Origin of the sequence: Kineosporia rhizophila (genome assembly GCF_021277265.1) — a bacterium.
Classification (GTDB): Bacteria; Actinomycetota; Actinomycetes; order Actinomycetales; family Kineosporiaceae; genus Kineosporia; species Kineosporia rhizophila.
The window spans coordinates 530,309-548,415 of record NZ_JAJSOH010000002.1 but is presented as its reverse complement, the minus strand read 5'-3'; the positions used below and the strand labels follow the sequence as shown (position 1 = coordinate 548,415).

At 71.2% G+C, this 18,107-nt stretch carries 16 protein-coding genes; 9 read left to right on the top strand and 7 right to left on the bottom strand.

Features of this window, described 5'->3' with window-relative positions; genetic code table 11:
- Nucleotides 1-3: 3 nt before the first annotated feature.
- Nucleotides 4-1,434, bottom strand: coding sequence for a CDP-glycerol glycerophosphotransferase family protein (locus tag LWF15_RS05860; RefSeq protein WP_232809333.1), 1,431 nt, complete (start codon nt 1,432-1,434; stop codon nt 4-6).
- A 462-nt stretch (nt 1,435-1,896) separates the two neighbouring features.
- Between LWF15_RS05860 and LWF15_RS05855 the strand changes: the two genes are divergently transcribed.
- From LWF15_RS05855 to LWF15_RS05845, 3 genes are read left to right on the top strand one after another with little or no spacing between them, the layout of a single operon-like run.
- Nucleotides 1,897-3,669 carry a CDP-alcohol phosphatidyltransferase family protein gene (locus LWF15_RS05855; protein WP_232809332.1) on the top strand — a complete coding sequence of 591 codons (1,773 nt, stop codon included), beginning with the start codon at nt 1,897-1,899 and terminating at the stop codon, nt 3,667-3,669.
- Nucleotides 3,666-4,499, top strand: coding sequence for a CDP-alcohol phosphatidyltransferase family protein (locus tag LWF15_RS05850; protein ID WP_232809331.1), 834 nt, complete (start codon nt 3,666-3,668; stop codon nt 4,497-4,499). Before LWF15_RS05855 ends, LWF15_RS05850 begins: the two co-directional genes overlap by 4 nt.
- 5 nt (nt 4,500-4,504) lie before the next feature.
- Nucleotides 4,505-5,407 carry a glycosyltransferase family 2 protein gene (locus LWF15_RS05845; RefSeq protein WP_232809330.1) on the top strand — a complete coding sequence of 301 codons (903 nt, stop codon included), beginning with the start codon at nt 4,505-4,507 and terminating at the stop codon, nt 5,405-5,407.
- Between the two features lie 219 nt (nt 5,408-5,626).
- Here the strand turns inward: LWF15_RS05845 and LWF15_RS05840 are convergent, their stop codons facing one another.
- Nucleotides 5,627-5,974: a hypothetical protein gene (locus LWF15_RS05840; RefSeq protein ID WP_232809329.1), complete on the bottom strand. Its 348-nt coding sequence runs from the start codon at nt 5,972-5,974 to the stop codon at nt 5,627-5,629.
- 157 nt (nt 5,975-6,131) lie between these two features.
- Between LWF15_RS05840 and LWF15_RS05835 the strand changes: the two genes are divergently transcribed.
- Complete coding sequence (locus LWF15_RS05835; RefSeq protein WP_232809328.1) at nt 6,132-8,222, top strand: thioredoxin domain-containing protein; 2,091 nt, start codon at nt 6,132-6,134, stop codon at nt 8,220-8,222.
- Nucleotides 8,223-8,234: 12 nt separating this feature from the next.
- On the opposite strand, the gene LWF15_RS05830 is transcribed toward LWF15_RS05835, so the two are convergent.
- Nucleotides 8,235-8,480, bottom strand: a complete 246-nt coding sequence (locus LWF15_RS05830; protein WP_232809327.1) for a DUF397 domain-containing protein — start codon at nt 8,478-8,480, stop codon at nt 8,235-8,237.
- A gap of 157 nt (nt 8,481-8,637) precedes the next feature.
- Here LWF15_RS05830 and LWF15_RS05825 point away from each other — a divergent pair, with 157 nt between their 5' ends.
- A complete protein-coding gene (locus tag LWF15_RS05825) occupies nt 8,638-9,198 on the top strand; it encodes a hypothetical protein (protein WP_232809326.1) in 561 nt (186 codons plus the stop codon).
- Here the strand turns inward: LWF15_RS05825 and trhA are convergent.
- Nucleotides 9,189-9,974, bottom strand: a complete 786-nt coding sequence (trhA, locus tag LWF15_RS05820) for a PAQR family membrane homeostasis protein TrhA (protein WP_232809325.1) — start codon at nt 9,972-9,974, stop codon at nt 9,189-9,191. The two genes, LWF15_RS05825 and trhA, sit on opposite strands and share 10 nt — an antisense overlap.
- 201 nt (nt 9,975-10,175) lie before the next feature.
- Here trhA and LWF15_RS05815 point away from each other — a divergent pair, with 201 nt between their 5' ends.
- The 4 genes from LWF15_RS05815 to LWF15_RS05800 all read left to right on the top strand — a co-directional run bounded on the left by LWF15_RS05815 (nt 10,176) and on the right by LWF15_RS05800 (nt 15,610).
- Nucleotides 10,176-10,943 (top strand): isoprenyl transferase, encoded by a 768-nt coding sequence (locus LWF15_RS05815; RefSeq protein WP_232809324.1) that lies wholly within the window; start codon nt 10,176-10,178, stop codon nt 10,941-10,943.
- 522 nt (nt 10,944-11,465) lie between these two features.
- Nucleotides 11,466-12,779, top strand: a complete 1,314-nt coding sequence (locus tag LWF15_RS05810; RefSeq protein ID WP_352396496.1) for a PhoH family protein — start codon at nt 11,466-11,468, stop codon at nt 12,777-12,779.
- 498 nt (nt 12,780-13,277) lie between these two features.
- Nucleotides 13,278-14,102, top strand: a complete 825-nt coding sequence (locus LWF15_RS05805; RefSeq protein WP_232809322.1) for an aggregation-promoting factor C-terminal-like domain-containing protein — start codon at nt 13,278-13,280, stop codon at nt 14,100-14,102.
- A 257-nt stretch (nt 14,103-14,359) separates the two neighbouring features.
- Nucleotides 14,360-15,610 carry an aggregation-promoting factor C-terminal-like domain-containing protein gene (locus LWF15_RS05800; RefSeq protein WP_232809321.1) on the top strand — a complete coding sequence of 417 codons (1,251 nt, stop codon included), beginning with the start codon at nt 14,360-14,362 and terminating at the stop codon, nt 15,608-15,610.
- A gap of 97 nt (nt 15,611-15,707) precedes the next feature.
- Here LWF15_RS05800 and LWF15_RS05795 read toward each other — a convergent pair whose 3' ends face one another.
- The 3 genes from LWF15_RS05795 to LWF15_RS05785 are packed head-to-tail and all read right to left on the bottom strand — an operon-like array spanning nt 15,708 to nt 18,043.
- Entirely contained in the window at nt 15,708-17,099 is a 1,392-nt protein-coding gene (locus LWF15_RS05795; protein WP_232809320.1) for a class II fumarate hydratase, read from the bottom strand.
- 51 nt (nt 17,100-17,150) lie between these two features.
- Nucleotides 17,151-17,336 (bottom strand): hypothetical protein, encoded by a 186-nt coding sequence (locus tag LWF15_RS05790; RefSeq protein ID WP_232809319.1) that lies wholly within the window; start codon nt 17,334-17,336, stop codon nt 17,151-17,153.
- Nucleotides 17,337-17,386: 50 nt separating this feature from the next.
- Nucleotides 17,387-18,043 carry a carbonic anhydrase gene (locus tag LWF15_RS05785; RefSeq protein WP_232809318.1) on the bottom strand — a complete coding sequence of 219 codons (657 nt, stop codon included), beginning with the start codon at nt 18,041-18,043 and terminating at the stop codon, nt 17,387-17,389.
- Between the last annotated feature and the right edge of the window lie 64 nt (nt 18,044-18,107).

Sequence of the window (18,107 nt, the reverse complement as noted above, 5' to 3'; positions counted from 1 at the left end):
TGATCAGTGGCCGGCCACCAGGTCGGGGCGCTGCTGCGCCACCGACTCGGCCGACGTCGACTCGTCCACGGTCGGCGTTTCGTTCTGAACCTCCGCCGCCTCCTGCGGCGTCACATCGCCGACCGCGTCGCCGGAGGCGGCCGCCGCGGCCGAGGCGTGGGTCTGCCGGTGCGGCAGGCGCGCGATCATCGCGTCGCGGGTGGCCGCGACCTCGCTGACCGCGTCGAGGAAGCGCTGGGTGCTCTCACCGGGCGCGATGTCGCCGAAGTAGAAGCGCCGCATGGCGATCCGCTCGTCCATCCGCGAGTCCTCGGCCAGGCGGACGGCCAGCACCTCGCCGAACCGGCCGATGCTGGTGGAGTCGATCACGTCCGAGGCGCCGGAGATCGGGGCGTCCACGGCCAGCTGGGCCGGGTCGTCGCGCCGGTCGGTGATGAACAGCGGGGCGTCGTTGCGCAGGTAGAGGAAGTCCAGGCCGACGCTGGAGACGTCGGTGACCATCGCGTCGCACTCCTGGAACAGGGCCAGGATCGAGCCCTCCATCGCGGTCGCGTGCCCGCCCGCGGGATCGGCCTGCTCGATCAGCGACAGGATCTCCTGGTGGGCGCCGACCACCTCGAGCGTGGTGCTGCTGGCCACCCGCGGGTGGGGGCGGTAGACCACCCGCACGTCGTCCCGGGCGAGCAGCTGCCGGACGATCGCCACCCCGTAGCGGTCGACCGAGGTGTAGTTGTTGAAGTCGTTCTCGCCCTCCCAGGTGGGGGCGTAGATCACGGTGTGCCGCGCCGAGGGCGGCAGCACCGGCTCGAACTTGAGGTCGAGCTGGGGCCGGCCGGTCCGGACCAGCCGGGCCGGGTCGAAGTTGATCAGCGCGGCGGCGTGCCGGCGCTCGGCCGCCTCACCCGCCACGAACACCCGGTCGTAGGCCTTGGCCTGGTTGGACACCATGCTGACCTTGTCGCTCTCACCGTGGTTCACGTGCACGTGCAGGATCGAGGCGACGGCCAGCGACTGGAAGTTGGCGACCCCGTTGTTCACGTAGATCGCGACCTTCGGGTCCAGCTCGTCGTACAGCTCCAGCACGTCGGCCAGGCGCCGGGTGTAGACGGTGGGCAGCGGGGTGCGCTCGCTCAGGTTGTTGAACGAGGCCCGCGACCGCATCACGATCACCACCGGGTGCCGGCGGTGCAGCTCCTCGAACACCGGCAGCCACTGCTCCAGCTGGTACATCTTGCGCCGGTCCTCGGCGAAGTAGACGACCACCTCGGCCGCGGGGGCCGGGCCCTCGGGCACCCGGTTCAGCTTCGGCCCCCGCGCCTTGCCCGCCCGACGGCCCATCGAGCGCCGCTTGTTGTTGATCGTGTTGGCCAGCGCCCCGAACGTGGCCGGGTTCGGCGATCGGAGGAAGCTGGAGACGGTCTTCGGCAGCGCCATCGGGGGTCTGGGGCCTTTCGGGGATCGGTCGTGCGGGGGAAGGGACCGGCCGGAAGCATAAGGCGCCCGGGCATCCCGGCCATCATCCGGAAGTTCGGCCCGTTTGCCTGATCGTCCCTGGCCGTTCAGATTGTTACAGCGCCCGGACGAGTGAGTGGAGCCGTGTTCTGTTGCGGTGCGTGATCCGTAGCGGCCGAGACTGATTCGGTCTGACGGTGGGTCATCCCCCCTCGGCCGTACAACCGGGGAATGCCACCGGGCGAACAGGCGACCTGCACATGAACACAGTGCTAATGTCGGTCGACTCGAGACCGAGAGAACGGACGTCAGCGGGTGGATACGCAGGGACGCTCGGCCGATGCGGTGCTGAGGCGGCGCGCAAGCGCTGCTGTCACTGTTTGTGACCGCACCCCGGCTGAATCCACCGGTGCCCCGGTCGGCGCCGAGACGGGCGGTGAAGCCGTGAGCCGTCTCGACGCAGCCGGTCTGGACATCGTTCTCCTCGACCTGCACGGCGCCGGGCCGTCCCGCCGGGACGCCCTGCGGGCGGCGCTGACCGCACAGGGCGTGATCGTGGCCGACGAGCAGGTGGTCACGGTCAGCAGCCTGGGCGGCACCGAGGCGCTGGCCCACGCGGTGGCCGGCCGGCCGGGACCGCACACCCCGGCATCGGCCGAGGGCGAGGCGCACGGCATGGGTTCCAACGCCGTCCCGCGCCGCCCGGTGGCTCTGGTCCCGGTCGATCTGGTGACGAACGGCACAGTCCTGGGTGCCCTTCTGGACGATCCGCGGCTGAACACGGCCGCTCTGTCCGGGCCCGCCGGGCCGGACGACACCTTCGAGTTCCTCGACGTCATCCGGATCGCCGCCGCCGACCGTCCGGCCGCGTCCGGCCTGGTGCACGAGCTCGACCCGGCTGCTCCCGACCGCCTGTTGCGGGAGCTGGCCCAGCGCCTGCCTGCGGCCGGTGTCACCGTCCGGCCGGTCCCGATCGGCGGCTACGTCTGGGCCCGGCCCACCGACGCGGCCGAGCTCGAGGCGGCCGAGCAGGCCCTGGCCCAGCTGCCCGAACGCCGGGTCCGGCTGCGTGAGGCGGCCCGCGGGGGCGACGGATTCTTCTCCACCTTCGTGCTGCGCAAGCTCTCCTGGCGGCTGACCGACCGGGCCGAGCGCCTGGGCCTGACCCCCAACCAGGTCACCGCCGTCTCGTTCGCCCTCGGCCTGGCCGCCGCCGCGCTGATCGCCACCGGCGACCGGCTGCCCGCGGTGATCGGGGCCGTGGTCCTGCAGCTGTGCGTGGTGATCGACTGCGTCGACGGCGAGCTGGCCCGCTACCGCCGCCGGTTCTCCCGGTTCGGCGCCTGGCTCGACGCCAGCACCGACCGGATCAAGGAGTTCGCGGTCGTCTTCGGCCTGGCCCTCGCCGGTACCCAGGCCGACCAGGACCTGTGGCCGCTGGCCGCGCTGGCGATCGGTGTCCAGACCTTCCGCAGCCTGGCCGACCTGGGCTGGGCCCTGCGCCGGCAGCAGCTCGATCCCGCGCCGGCGCTCAGGCCGGTCTGGACCGCCCCGGCCGCCCGGGTCCGGTTGCCGCAGGGCTGGGTCTCGGCCACCGACACCCACGGTGCGGCCGGCTGGCTCAAGCGGATCGGCCACTTCCCGATCGCCGAGCGCTTCCTGGTGCTCTCGGTCGGGGCCGCCCTGTTCACCCCGAGGACCACGCTGATCGTGCTGTGCGCCGGTGGTCTGGCCGCGGCCGTCTACCTGATCGCCGCCCTGGCCTCGCGGGGCCGGTCGCTGGTGGGCGACCAGGTGCCGAAGATCGCCGCCGACACCGGGCCCTGGTTCGGGGCGGTGCTGCAGCGGCTGCGCGGCCGGTCCGCGGTGATCGCGCCGGCTCTGGTGGCAGTGGCCGAACTGGCGGTCCTGTACCTGTTGAGCACCGCGGTGCAGGCGCAGCACGGCGCCGCGGTGATGCTTCTCGCGGTCGTCGCCGTCGCCCACTACCTCCAGGCCTACGGGGTCCGTGAAGGGGTCGACGACGGGACCCGTCCGCTGCTGATCGGGGCCGACCTACGTCTGGCGGCCTTCGGGGTCCTCGTCTTCCTGCCCGGCCTCCTGCTGCCGGTCGAGGCCGAGGACTGGGTCACCGGGGGCCTGTGGGCCCTCACCGCCGTGGTCGCAGTGACCTCGGCCGGGGCAAGTCTCAAGTCATGGATCGGAGTCACGCGATGAGCGGGCCCAGCATCGCCGAGCTCCGCCGGGTCGGCCAGCCCGAGCACGTGCGCACCCGGGCGGCCGCCGAACACTGGGTGGCCCACGCCTACCTGCGGCAGATCTCGCCCTACCTCACCCGGCCGCTGCTGGCCCTGGGGCTGTCGGCCAACCAGGTCACCTGGCTGATGATCACCGCGGCCGCCCTCGCCGCGCTGTCCACCGCCTGGGTCGGCATCGCCGGGGCCCTGCTGGCCGCGCTGCTGGTGCAGCTTCAGATGCTGCTCGACTGCTCCGACGGTGAGGTGGCGCGCTGGCGCGGGACGTCCTCACCGGTCGGGGTCTACCTCGACCGGGTCGGCCACTACGTCGCCGAGTGCGGCATCGCCCTGGCCCTCGGTTTCCGGGTGGCGAACGGCGACGGGTTCGGTTCCGTGGTGGTGCAGACCGGTGAGGGCTGGGGGTCCGGGCTGCTCGAGGCGCTGGCGCACCCGGCGCTGTTCCTCGGTGCGCTGCTGGCTCTGCTGGTGGCCCTGAACAAGGTGGAGAACGATCTCGTGCACGTTTCACGCGGACAGGCCGGAATGCCGGCGATGAAAGACGCCGAGCAGGTCCGGGTGCCCAGCGCGGGCGCCGTGCGCACCCTCCGCCGGATCGCCAAACTCTTCCCCTTCCACCGGGTCTTCCACTCCGTCGAGCTCTCGCTGCTGGTGCTCGCCGCGGCCGTGGCCGACCTGGTGCTGGGTACCCACGCAGCCACCTCGGCCCTGCTCCTCGCCCTGGTCGCGGCCGCCCTGGTCACCGTGGTCGGTCACCTCGCGGCGGTCCTGTCCTCGGCGCGGCTGCGGTGAGCGCGATGATCAGTCACGACGCGTCGCACACCCTGAAACCGCTCCCGGTCGCCCGTTACGGGGTTGTCCTGCTCACCCAGGGCAGCCGGCCCGAGGCGCTGAACCGCGCCGTGGTGTCGGTGCTGGCCCAGCGGGGAGTGGTCACCGACGTGGTGGTGGTCGGCAACGGCTGGCAGCCCACCGGTCTGCCCGAGGGGGTGCGCGGGGTGGCTCTGCCGGAGAACCTCGGCATCCCGGCCGGGCGTAACGCGGGTGTGCCCCACGTCGAGGGCGAGTACCTCTTCTTCCTCGACGACGACGCCTTCCTGCCCACGTCCGACGTGCTGGCCCGGCTCGCCCAGCGGTTCACCGACGAGCCCGGCCTGGGTCTGATCCAGCCCCGGGTCGCCGACCCGGAGGGCCTGCCCGCCCCCCGCCGGTGGACGCCGCGGCTGCGGGTGGGCGATCCCGCGCGCAGCAGCGACGTGGCCGCGGTCTGGGAGGGCGGGGTCGCGCTGCGGCGTGACGTGTTCACTGCCACCCAGGGCTGGCCGGCGCCGTTCTTCTACGCGCACGAGGGCATCGAACTGGCCTGGCGGGTGTGGGACGCGGGCTACCGGGTGCGCTACGACGGCGAGATCGTGGTCAACCACCCGGTGATCGCGCCCACCCGGCACAGCGTGTTCCACCGGTTCTCGGCCCGCAACCGGGTCTGGCTGGCCCGGCGCAACCTGCCGATGCCGATCGGCGTGGTCTACGTGGCGGTCTGGTTCACCATCTCGGCGCTGCGCCTGCGGGCGAAGGACGACGCGATGGAGATGCTCAAGGGCTACTGGCAGGGCCTGACCCAGGAGAGCGGTCCGCGGCGGCGGATGGGCTGGCGCGCGGTCTGGCGGATGACCAAGGCCGGTCGCCCGCCGGTCATCTGAGACGAACCGACCTACGGACGCCCGTGGCGGGCGTCCGTAAACGGGTTTCGTTCCTGGGGTGAACTGATCTATGGACGTTCGTGGCGGGCGTCCGTAAGCGGGTTTCGTTTTCGGGGGCGAACCGGTCTACGGACGTCGGTGGTGGGCGTCCGTAGACCGGTTTGCTCCCCGAGGTGAGCCGACGACGGACGTCCTAACCGACGTCCGTAAGCAGTTCTCTCAGCTCGGGCTGACCGTGGGCGTCGGGGACGCCGTCGGCGTAGGCGCTACCGCCCCGGGACAGGTCTGATCCCACTCGGGCAAGCGGAGCAGAGACGGTGCGGCATAACCGCTCTCACCCCGCACGCCGCTCGACGTGGAAGCGAAAGCGATGCCGCGGATACAGATCCGGGCGATGTTGGGGAAGTTGTCCGCGTTGCGGTAGACCTCGATGTAGTCCACGTCGGAGATCTTGTCGGGCGGCGCGCCCTCGTCCCCACCCCGATCGCCCAGCTGATCCGAACAGCCGGTCAGTGCGGTGCCCAGCGCCAGAGCGACTGCCGCACCCAACATCCACGCACGTTTCATGGTCCCCTCCCCATTTGCCGTCCCCCTGCCAGCAATATAGGGCGCTTTCCGGAGGAATCGCCCCCTGATTGCCGTTCACCCGACCCGGGCGGCGGCGTTCGTCCTGTGCTGGGCGCGTCCGGGGGCGTTACAGCCAGTGACGTGAGAACTTGTCATCGTGGCGAACCGATTGGAGTACGCGACCAGTCCGTACTTGCTCCAGCACAAGAACAACCCGGTCGACTGGTGGCAGTGGGGCGAGGCCGCCTTCGAGGAGGCGGTCCGGCGGGACAGCCCGGTACTGCTGAGCGTCGGCTACGCGGCCTGCCACTGGTGCCACGTGATGGCCCACGAGTCGTTCGAGGACCCCGAGGTCGCCGACCTGATGAACACGTTGTTCGTCAACGTCAAGGTGGATCGCGAGGAACGCCCCGACGTGGACGCCACCTACATGGCCGCCACCCAGGCGCTCACCGGCCAGGGCGGCTGGCCGATGACCGTCTTCCTCACTCCCAAGGGCGTCCCCTTCTACGCCGGCACCTACTACCCGCCCCGACCGGTGGGCAACACGCCCTCGTTCCGGCAGTTGCTGACCGCGGTCTCGAACACCTGGCGGCAACGCCGGGGCGAGGTCGAGGACGCCGGGCGGCGGATCTCGCGCGCCCTCGCCGACCAGGCCGTGCCGCGCAGCGCCGGGGCCGAGCCGCCGAACTGGGACACGCTCACCAGCGCCCTGCAGAAACTGGTCTCCTCCGAGGACCCGCAGCACGGCGGGTTCGGTGGTGCGCCCAAGTTCCCACCCTCGATGGTGCTGGAGTTCCTGATCCGTTACGCCGCAGCGCAACCGGAGACCTCCGGCGGCCGGGCCTCGCGCGACCTGGCCGGGCGCACCCTGCGAGCAATGGCCCGCAGCGGCATGTACGACCAGATCGCCGGGGGCTTCGCGCGTTACAGCGTGGACGCGGCCTGGGTGGTGCCGCACTTCGAGAAGATGCTCTACGACAACGCCCAGCTGGCCCGCGTCTACCTGCACTGGTGGCGGTTGACCGGTGAGCCGGTGGGGGCGCGGATCGCGCTCGAGACCTGCGACTGGATGCTGTCCGCTCTGCTCACCGACGAGCACGGCCTGGCCTCGTCGCTGGATGCCGACACCCCGGTGGAGGACGAGGCCACCGGCGAGGTGCACGGTGAGGAGGGGCGGACCTACGTCTGGACCCCGGAAGACCTGTTCACCCACCTCGGCCCGGAAGACGGGGCCTGGGCCGCGGCGCTGATGCGCGTCGGCCGCCCCGGCACCTTCGAGCGGGGCGCCTCCACCGCCCAGCTCGCCCAGGACGTCTGGGCCGACCCGTTCGCGGCGGCGCGCTGGCAGGGGATCCGGGAGAAGCTCCGGACGGTGCGCGAGGCCCGCCCTCAGCCGGGTCGCGACGACAAGGTGGTCGCCGCCTGGAACGGGCTGGCGATCGCGGCGCTGGCCGAGACCGGCGCGCTGCTGGAGCGGCCCGACCTGGTGAAGGCGGCCGAACGGATCGCGAGTCTGGTGCTGCGCGTGCACATTCACGGCTCGGGGGTGGTGCCGCGGCTGTACCGGGTCAGCCGGCACGGTGCGCACGGTGCCTCGGTCGGGGTGCTCGAGGACTACGCCGACCTGGCCGAGGGTCTGCTCGCCCTGCACTGCGTCACCGGTGAGGTGCGCTGGCTGGCCACCGCGGGAAATCTGCTCCAGGTGGTGATGCAGCAGTTCATCGACGAGGACGGGGTGCACGACACCGCCAAGGACTCCACCGACCCGGCCCTGCTGCAGCTGCGCCGCCCGGCCGATCCCACCGACAACGCCTATCCCTCAGGCGCTTCCGCGGCGGCCGGAGCTCTGCTCAGCTACGCCGCACTGACCGGTTCGCACCGCGCCCGCGAGGCCGCCGACCGTTGCCTGGCCGCCTGCGGGGCCGTGGGCGGGCACGCGCCGCAGGCCTTCGGCTGGGCGCTGGCGGTCGCGGTCGCCCGGCTCGACGGCCCCCGTGAGGTCGCGGTGGTCGGCGCCGAGGACGATCCTCTGCGGGCCGAACTGCACCACGCCGCACTGGCCGCCACCACCCCCGGCACAGTGATCAGCATCGGCCTGCCGGACTCACCCGGCGTTCCGCTGCTGGCCGGCCGCACCCTGAGCCCGCAGGGCCGGGCCCGGGCCTTCGTCTGCCGGGAGTTCGTCTGCCGCCTGCCCGCCTCGAGCGTGGAAGAACTGGGACACCAGCTGACCGTCGAGCCCTGAACCCGGAACGGCTCAGCGCAGGTCGACCAGGCTGGGCCGGCCACCGAGCAGCCCCTGCCAGTCGGAGCTGCTGAAGACCAGGGCCGGGCCGGCGGGGTTGGTCGCGTCGCGGACGGCGATGCGGTTGCCGGGCTCGAGGACGGCGACCTCGAGCCGGTCGTCGAGGCCCTCCTGGGACCGTCCGGGCACCCAGGTGGTCGTGGCCGGATCGATCACAACGCTCAGATCTGTGACCTTGCCGCTGCGCTGTGTGGTCATGAGCACAGGGTAGCGCTCTGATTGCGCGCGTCTGCCCGTTCGGCGAACGCCGTCTGACATCGATGCCGTGCCGGGGCAGCGAGCAGGAGTGATCTGCCCTGGGCGAAGCCGTGATTACACGCTTGCACGGACTGTGTAAGCGAGTAATCATCGATGCATGAGCGATGAGCAGAGAGCAGGGCAGGACGCCGCGGTGAAGGCCTGGTTCGGCGCGCGGCTGCCGCAGGAGTGGAACGAGCCCCCGGCCGAGGTCACCACCGACCGCGAGGAGATCCTCGTGCGGCTGACCATTGGCGCCCCGGCGGGCAGCGAGCGGGAGGCGGAGAAGGGCGACGACGCCGGGGCCGCCGCCCGGGCCGAGGCGATCGCCGGGCACATCGCCCGGTTCCGCGAGGAGACCCGCGACCGCCGCATCCAGGTCGCCCGCGAGGCCGAGCACCGCTTCGGCCGCAAGGTGGCCTGGGCGGTCACCGCGGGCGGGGAGACCGAGATCTTCACCAGTCTCGCGGTGCCGGTGATGACCCGGCTGCGTCAGCCCGAGCGGCTGGTGCTGGACACCCTGGTCGACGCCGGGGTGGCCCGGTCCCGGGCGCACGCGCTGGCCTGGTGCGTGCGCCTGGTCGGCGACAACACCAGCACCTGGCTGGCCGACCTGCGCTCGGCGATGGCCGAGGTGGAGAAGGTGCGCAAGGCCGGCCCCGGAGCCGATCAGCTGTAGGCGGCCAGGCTGATGCCGGTGTAGTGGGCCAGGAAGGCCAGCACGGTGAAGGCGTGGAAGACCTCGTGAAAGCCGAACCAGCGCGGGCTGGGGTTCGGCTTCTTCAGGCCGTAGACCACGCCGCCCACCGTGTACAGCAGGCCGCCCACCACGACCAGGGCGAAGACGGCCAGCCCGCCGCCGTGCAGCAGGCCGGGCACGTAGGCCAGGGCCACCCAGCCCAGGGCGATGTAAACCGGCACGTACAGCCAGCGCGGGGCCCCGATCCACAGCACCCGGAAGGCGACGCCCAGCAGAGCGCCGGTCCAGACGATCCAGAGCAGGGTCTGGGCCGGGCCGGAGGGCAGCAGCAGCACGCTGAACGGGGTGTAGGTGCCGGCGATGATCAGGAAGATGTTGGCGTGGTCGAGCCGCTTCAGCACCGCGCCGGCCCGGGGGCCCCAGTTGCGGCGGTGGTAGAGCGCGCTCACCCCGAACAGCATCGAGGCGGTGACGGCGAAGATCGCGGTGGAGACCCGGGTGCGCTCGTCCGGCGCCAGGATCACCAGGATCGCGCCGAGCAGCACCGAGAGCGGGAACGTGCCGGCGTGCAGCCAGCCGCGCAGTTTCGGTTTGAGTTCCTCGAGGCGGTGCTCGATCGACTCCTCGATCCGGCCGATCCGCTCCCGCCCGGCCTCGATCCGGGCCTCGATGTGTTCCTTGCCGGAGTCGATCAGCTCACGTCCCGTACGTGAACCACGGTCGTCCCGGGGGTCAGCTTCCTGGTACTCCGTCATCTCACGAGACTAACCGCGGAGCCTGTCACTGCGCGGTGGGCGAACCACTCGGGATTTCGGGGGTCCAGGACCCTTGACGGAACGGTTGACCGCATGCGTGCATCTCCAGATGTCACTATCGCGTTTCGAGAATGCGCCGAGTGCTTGAAGAACGGGCACTTCGCTACATCCCGGCCTCCGGACAGCGCTACCGTGAGGCGCATGGGACTGCGCCGGCTGGTCTACCGCGCCTATCAGCGCAACGTCGCGGCAAGCCTGTCGCCCGCCTCGGTCCCGCGCCACATCGGGGTGATCCTCGACGGGAACCGGCGCTGGGCCAAGAACTCCGGGCTGGACGCCAGCCGTGGTCACCGGGCCGGCGCGGCCAAGATCCTGGAGTTCCTGGGCTGGTGCGACGAGGTCGGCGTGGAGGTGGTCACGCTGTGGCTGCTGTCCACCGACAACCTCACCGGCCGCTCCACCGGTGAGCTCTCCGCGCTGCTGCAGATCATCGAGGGCGTGGCCGGGGAGATCGCCGACACCGGGCGCTGGCAGGTGCATCCGGTCGGCGCGCTCGACCTGCTGCCCTCGGGCACCGCGAACCGGCTCAAGGAGCTCGAGGAACAGACCCGTGAGGTGGGCTGCCCCCGGATGGTGAACGTGGCCGTCGGGTACGGCGGCCGCCGCGAGATCGCCGACGCGGTGCGCGCGATGCTCTCCGACCACGCCGCCCGCGGCACCACCATCGAGGAGCTCGCCGAGATCCTCGACGTGGACCACATCGCCGAGCACCTCTACACCAAGGGCCAGCCTGATCCGGACCTGGTGATCCGTACCTCGGGCGAGCAGCGGCTGTCCGGCTTCCTGCTCTGGCAGAGCGCGCACAGCGAGTTCTCGTTCTGCGAGGCGCTGTGGCCCGACTTCCGCAAGGTCGACTTCCTGCGCGCGCTGCGGCAGTACGCCCAGCGCGAGAGGCGCTACGGCAAGTAGCGGGAAAGAGAACAACAACCAAAGGACGGGTGGCGCGCGCGGCGCGCACATCCGTCTCCAGTGCGGTGGTCGCCCTTCGCCCGAAGAGCGCCACGCCGAAGAACCAGCATCCCCCTTCCCGGCGAATTCCGGCACCCCTTCACCGGACATTATTCGGTCTTTCCGGATTCGACGATGCTCATCCGGCAGAGGGCCGAAACGTTCCCGGGCGTAACCTGGCCGTGATAAGGCGAATACCGTTGCCCGACGGGCCTCCGCCCTGGACACGGCCGGATTCGCTGACTCCGGGCCGGGCTTCGGCGATCCCGGGCCGGATGTCCAGATCGAATTCGTCACCCCCTCCGGCGAATCCGTTTACGCGCAATGGGTTGACTACAGGTGCCCCGGATAGCGACGGTGGTGTCTCGCGTAGCGTCGCTTGCCGTCAGGTAATACGTCGTTGCCTGGCTAGGCGCTCGTCATCCTCCAGCGAGGGGAGTCACCGTGGCATTGCCCGCGAGTTTCACCCGGTCCTCTTCGGACGTGCCTGCCGCCGAGCCCGATCAGGGTGGCCGGACGTTCGTGCTCGACACCTCGGTCCTGCTGTCGGACCCGAAGGCGATTCACCGTTTCGCCGAGCACGAGGTGGTCCTGCCGGTCGTCGTGATCACCGAGCTGGAGGGCAAGCGCAACCACCCCGAGCTCGGTTACTTCGCGCGAGAGGCCCTGCGCCTGCTCGACGACCTGAGGACCGGGAACGGACGGCTGGACGCGCCGCTGCCGATCGGCGAGCACGGGGGCACCCTGCGGGTCGAGCTCAACCACGCCGACCTCGCGGTCCTGCCCGACGGTTTCCGGGGCGCCGACAACGACAGCCGCATCCTGGCCGTCGCCCGCAGCCTGGCCTCCGAGGGGCAGTCGGTCACGCTGGTCAGCAAGGACCTGCCGATGCGGATCAAGGCCTCGGCGATCGGGCTGGCCGCGGAGGAGTACCAGGCCGGGCTGGCGGTCGACTCGGGCTGGACCGGCCTGGACGAGCTGGAGCTGGACGCGGCCGAGGTGGGCGCCCTGTACGCGGGGGAGACGCTGGAGCTGGACGCGGCCCGCGACCTGCCCTGCCACACCGGCCTGGTGATCGTCTCGCCGAACGGTTCGGCCCTGGGCCGGGTCACCCCGGAGAAGAAGGTCAGGCTGGTCCGCGGCGACCGTGAGGTGTTCGGCGTGCACGGCCGCTCGGCCGAGCAGCGGATCGCGATCGACCTGCTGCTGGACCCGGAGATCGGGATCCTGTCGATGGGCGGGCGGGCCGGCACCGGCAAGTCCGCGCTGGCCCTGTGCGCCGGGCTCGAGGCGGTGCTGGAGCGCCGTCAGCACCGCAAGATCATGGTGTTCCGCCCGCTCTACGCGGTCGGCGGGCAGGACCTGGGCTACCTGCCGGGCACCGAGGCCGAGAAGATGAACCCCTGGGCCCAGGCGGTGTTCGACACCCTCGGCGCGCTGGTCGCGCCCGAGGTGGTCGAGGAGGTGATGGACCGGGGCATGCTGGAGGTGCTCCCGCTCACCCACATCCGCGGCCGCTCGCTGCACGACGCCTTCGTGATCGTCGACGAGGCCCAGTCGCTGGAGCGCAACGTGCTGCTCACGGTGCTGTCCCGGATCGGGCAGAACTCGCGGGTGGTGCTCACCCACGACGTGGCCCAGCGCGACAACCTCCGGGTCGGCCGGCACGACGGGGTGGCGGCGGTGATCGAGGCGCTGAAGGGGCACCCGCTGTTCGCCCACATCACGCTGACCCGTTCCGAGCGGTCGCCGGTGGCCGCTCTGGTCACCGAGCTGCTGGAGAACTTCGTGCCCTGAGGTAGAGGGCGAGCGCGGAGCCCGGCGCCCGGGACCAGATCCCGGGCGCCGGGCTCCGGCGCGTTTGGTTGCTTTCGGCTACCGCCGGTCGCGGACAATCCGAGCGGCCCGGGCTCTTCGCCGATAGCGGAATCTGCTTCCGAAATCCTCGGGAAAACGCGGAAATCCTTGCGCCGGAACGGGTTGATCAACATCTTGCGAACTTCACCCGGTCGTCCGTGAGGACCGTCACAAAGCCAACCGTGGGTAATAGAACTGTCACGAAAATATACGGAGAGCGATTACAGCCCTGTAGTTCGTTTGAGTTTTCGGCGGTCGCGCTTGCACGGTGAATCCGTCAGCACCCCGCTCCTGTGGGTGACGGCGGACCCTCCGGTTCATCTGGTGGCCACCTCACGGTCATCTTCCGAGCCGGGTCCGTCCGGATCCTGCGGGCCCCTGTGGTGTCAGTGCGGTGCCGATCGTGGGTACCGGCGGGCCCGGAGCGGTGTGACCCAGATGCGCCGCGACCCAGGGTGCACCGTCGAAAGGCCCTTCGTGGTTCCCAGCGCCCTGCGCTCCCTCTCGGTGGTCATGCTCCTCGGAGCCGTCTCCGGCACGGTCGTCGCCACCACCCCGCAGTCCCGCACCTCCGCCGAGGCCAGCGACTCCTCGAGCGCCGGCCTCAACGGCGCCGATCTGGACCTCTCCGGCCGGATCACCCTCACCAGCTCCAGCACCGCCCTCACCGACACCCCGCTCAGCGGGGTCGGCGGCGGCTCGGGCGGCGGCCTGGCGGTCGCCAACCCCGCCCTCCTGAACACCTCCCTGGCGGCCTCCCCGCTGGCCGGTCTGCACACCACCACCCAGTTCCGGACCGCCGGCCAGGTCGCCGCGGCCCAGGTGGCGGCCGACACGGCGGCCCAGCAGCGCAAGGCCGACATCGCCGCCAAGAAGAAGGCGGCCGAGAAGGCCGCGGCCGAGAAGAAGGCCGCGAAGAAGGCCCACCAGGCCGCGCTGAAGCAGGCGGCCCGCAAGACCCCCGGCAACTCCCGCCAGATCGCCAAGGAGATGGTGGCGAAGCGGGGCTGGAAGTCCGGCCAGTTCACCTGCCTGGTCAAGCTGTGGAACAAGGAGAGCGGCTGGCGCCACACCGCCGACAACCCCTCCTCCAGCGCCTACGGCATCCCGCAGGCCCTGCCCGGCAGCAAGATGTCGGCGGCCGGCAAGGACTGGCGCACCAACCCGGCCACCCAGATCAAGTGGGGGCTGGACTACATCGAGGACCGCTACGGCAGCCCGTGCGGTGCCTGGGCGCACTCGCGCGCGCACAACTGGTACTGATCGAATTCTTCGCCAACCGCAGCCGGACCCTTCCGTGGTGGGAGGGTCCGGTTCCGTTTGCCCCGGGTGGAATCACCCTCCGTGGGACCAAGTCACCCACGGTCGGCAGATACGTCTGATCGACGTCAAACCTTTATTAACCCTCACCAGGAGACTTGTGCTTGCCGTCCCGATTCGCCACGGTAGTCGCCGTGACGGCAACCGTTGGGTCTGAAAAGGACGACGACCTCGCGGACTTGTGGTTGAGCACAGGAGGGGTGCCCACCTCGGTCCGAGGCGAGACCAAGACGTATCCCAAGCGATCGGAGCTGCGCCGGGCCGAGGCCCGCGCCGCCACCCGTCGTCAGTCGAGCAGCCGCCCGTCCGGCGGCAGCCGCCCCTCGGGGGCCCCGGCCGCCCGCCAGCAGCGCCCGCCGGCCCCGGCCAGCGCGCTGCGCAGCGCCGAGGCCGCCCGCCGCAACACGCTCCAGGCGCGCTACCCGGTCGCGGTGGCGCCCACGCCCGCCGTCCTGCCCATCCCGCAGACCGACCCCTGGCGCCCGGCCGGCATCGACATGCCCGTGCCGCGCCCGGTCTCCGAGAGCGCCTTCCGTAAGCCCGAGCAGCAGGCGCCGCTGATCCCGATCGCGATCCCCGATCGCACGCCGGCCGGCCGCAAGCTCACCGAGGCCGACCTCATCCCGTCGCCGCCCACCGCGCCGATCCCGCTGCGGGCACCGGCCGCCGAGGAGGTCGACCCGGGCGAGTGGGGTCTCGACCTCAGCGGCACCACCCCCGAGGTCGACCCGGGTCGCCGAAAATCCGCCCCCGCCCCCGAGGCGCCCAAGCGCTTCCTCGGCCGCGGCAAGTCCACCGCGGCCCGGCTGCTGGTCATGGCGCTGGTCGTCGGCGCTGAGGGCGTGGCGGTCACCCAGCTCGCCGGTAACGCCTCCCCGATCGACGGGGGCAACGGCAGCTCCGCCGCCGCAGCCTTCGAGCTGACGCCCGCGGAGCAGAAGGTCCAGCAGCAGGAGGCGGCCGACCAGGCCGCCGCCGAGCAGGCCGCCCTCGAAGCCGCGGCCGAGGCCGAGGAGCAGAACGAGGCGGTCAAGGAGGCCTCGCCGGCCAAGGCGAAGGCCGCTCTCTCGCAGTACACCCAGGCGAAGGCCGCGGCCGACCGGATCAAGAAGGCCGAGGAGCGCCGCGAGCGGGCCCTGCGCAACGCGCAGCGCGACCCGAAGTCCGCGGCCCGCGTGATGCTCGCCGACCGGGGCTGGTCCTCCTCCGAGTTCTCCTGCCTGGACTCGCTGTGGACCAAGGAGAGCCAGTGGAACTACCAGGCGACCAACCCCTCGTCGGGCGCCTACGGCATCCCGCAGTCGCTGCCCGGCAGCAAGATGGCCTCGGCCGGTTCCGACTGGCAGACCAACCCGGTCACCCAGATCCGCTGGGGCCTCGACTACATCGCCGACCGCTACGGCACCCCCTGCGCGGCCTGGGGTCACAGTCAGAGCGTGGGCTGGTACTGAGCATCTGAACAACCTGAACGGCGCCCTCTCCCGGAGGGCGCCGTTCGGCGTTCGGGTGCTCACCGCAGGAAGAGCCGTGAGCACCCCCGTCTGATACCTAGGGGTGGGTCATCGTGCTCACGTCGAGCAACTCGTCCAGCTGTGCCTCGGTGAGCTCGCCGCGTTCCACCACGCCCAGCGCCAGAGCCGCAGCCTTGATCGTGATCCGTTCCGCCACCGCGTGTTTGGCGATCTTGGCGGCCGCCTCGTAGCCCAGCGGCCGGGCCAGCGGGGTCACGATCGAGGGGGAGGACTCGGCCAGCTCCCGGGCCCGGCGCTCGTCCGGCTCGATACCGTCCACCACCCGCGTGGCCAGCAGCGCCGAACCGTTGCTGAGCAGCCGGATCTGCTCCAGCAGCGACCGGGAGATCACCGGCACCATCACGTTCAGCTCGAAGTTGCCGCTGGCCCCGGCCCAGGCCAGGGTGGCGTCGTGCCCGACCACCTGGGCGCAGATCTGCAGCACCGCCTCGGGGATCACCGGGTTCACCTTGCCCGGCATGATCGAGGAACCGGGCTGCAGGTCGGGCAGGTGGATCTCGCCCAGCCCGGCGTTCGGACCGGACGACATCCAGCGCAGGTCGTTGCAGATCTTGGTCAGGCTGACCGCCAGACCCCGCAGTGCGCCGGACAGTTCGACCAGCCCATCGCGAGAACCGTGCGCCTCAAAGTGGTCCCGGGCCTCGGTGATCGGAAGCCCGGTGCTGCTGGCCAGATCCGCGATCACAGCCGCGGCGAACCCGGGCGGGGTGTTGATCCCGGTGCCGACCGCGGTGCCGCCCAGCGGGACCTCGGCCACCCTCACCAGCGTGCCCTGGATCCGCTCGGCCCCCCGCCGGATCTGCGCCGCGTGGCCGCCGAACTCCTGGCCCAGGGTGACCGGGGTGGCGTCCATCAGGTGCGTACGCCCGGCCTTGACCACGTGTTTCGTTCGCTCGGCGAGGTTCTCGAACGAGCTCGCGAGCTGGTCCAGAGCGGGCAGCAGGTCGTGCACGACGGCGCCGGTGGCGGCCACGTGCACCGCGGTGGGGACCGTGTCGTTGGACGACTGCGACGCGTTGACGTGGTCGTTCGGGTGGACCTTGCGGCCCAGCTCCCGGCTCGCCAGGGTGGCCACGACCTCGTTCACGTTCATGTTGGTCGAGGTGCCGGAACCGGTCTGGAACACGTCGATCGGGAACTCGCCGGCGTGCTCGCCCTCGGCGATCCGGGTGGCGGCCGCGACCACCGCCTCGGCCACGTCCTTCTCCACCACGCCGAGACCGGCGTTGACCCGGGCCGCCGAGGCCTTGATCCGGGCCAGGGCGGCGATCACCGCCGGGTCGATCCGGATCCCGCTGATCGGGAAATTGTCCACGGCACGCTGGGTCTGGGCTCCCCACAGGGCCTTCGCGGGAACCAGGACCTCGCCCATCGTGTCGTGCTCGACGCGCATGTCTTCGTTGGCCATACCCGATCCTCACCCCGGCGGCGTCCGCTCGGCCACTCCAGTCGAGGTGATTCAGGTCAGGGCGGACCAGACGGCCAGCAGACGTTCCAGGCCGCCCAGCACCATCAGGCCGAGCGAGGCCGCGGTGAGCGCTCCGGCGCCGGCCACGGTGACCAGCAGCGCCTGCCCCACGGCCTCGTGCCCGGCGTCGGTGGGTCGTTCTCCGGTCATCCCGCGCTCCCCGGTCAGCGTTGGCATCTGACTACGCAACGCTAACAAGATCGCACAGGGTGACGAAACTCGGTCGTTCAGGCGACCTGCGGATCCTGGGCGGTCCCGATCGTGCTGCTGAGCACCCGCACCTGACCGTCGGCCAGGGCGTACTCCATCGCCACGATCGCCAGCCGGCCGTCGGCCACCCGGCGGCCGATCACGCTGGAACGCTCGGGCAGTTCCTGGGCCACCTGGACCGAGTGGTCGGCGACGATCTCGTTGATCTCGCCGTGCCCCTGCAGCCGGGCGCCGATCACGCTGGAGCTGAGCATCTCGACCACGCTGCGCAGGTAGCCCGAGGGCATCCGGCCGCTGTCGTGCGCCTCCATGGTGGCCTTGACCGCTCCGCAGCTGTCGTGGCCGAGCACGATCACCAGCGGGATCTCCAGCACGTCGACGCCGAACTCGATCGAGCCGAGTACGGCGTTGTCCACCGCGTGACCGGCCGTGCGCACCACGAACAGGTCGCCCAGCCCGCGGTCGAAGATGATCTCGGCGGCCACCCGGGAGTCGGCGCAGCCGAAGATCAGGGCGAACGGCCGCTGCCCCCCGGTGAGCCCGGCCCGGCGGTGCACGTCCTGGTTGGGGTGTGCGACCTCACCGTTCACGAACCGCCGGTTGCCGTCCAGAAGTTCGGCCAGGCTCCCGGCGGCGTCCAGCTCGATCCCGTCAGTACCCATGTTCGCGCTCACCCTCGTCGTTCTCTTCCGGAGCTCCCTTGCCGGAGCCTGCACATCGTCCCCTGATTCTTCCGCT